The organism is Rhodococcus sp. KB6 (assembly GCF_001445685.1).
GTDB lineage: Bacteria > Actinomycetota > Actinomycetes > Mycobacteriales > Mycobacteriaceae > Rhodococcus_F > Rhodococcus_F qingshengii.
Genome location: NZ_LNAK01000097.1, coordinates 1 through 322 on the forward strand (window position 1 = coordinate 1; position 322 = coordinate 322).

Below are 322 nucleotides of genomic sequence, written 5' to 3' on the forward strand. Positions count from 1 at the left end.
TTGTTCATGGTGGTGCATGCGGCGTTGGCGGTGTTGTTGTCGCGGTTGTCGGGGACGTCCGATATTGCGATCGGTACTCCGGTGGCGGGTCGTGGTGAGCAGGTTCTCGATGATTTGATCGGGATGTTCGTCAATACGTTGGTGTTGCGGACCGAGGTGGATTCTTCGGAGTCGTTCTCGGGGTTGTTGGGTCGGGTTCGTGAGGGCGATCTGGGTGCGTTTGCGCATGCGGATGTGCCGTTCGAGCGGTTGGTGGAGGTGCTCAATCCGGCGCGGTCGCAGGCTCGTAATCCGTTGTTCCAGGTGATGCTCTCGTTCCAGA

1 protein-coding gene is annotated in these 322 nt (G+C 59.3%); it reads left to right on the top strand.

The features are described from left to right. The coding region (locus tag ASU23_RS12330; RefSeq protein WP_156423156.1) for a condensation domain-containing protein at window positions 1–322 on the top strand (322 nt) is incomplete at both ends.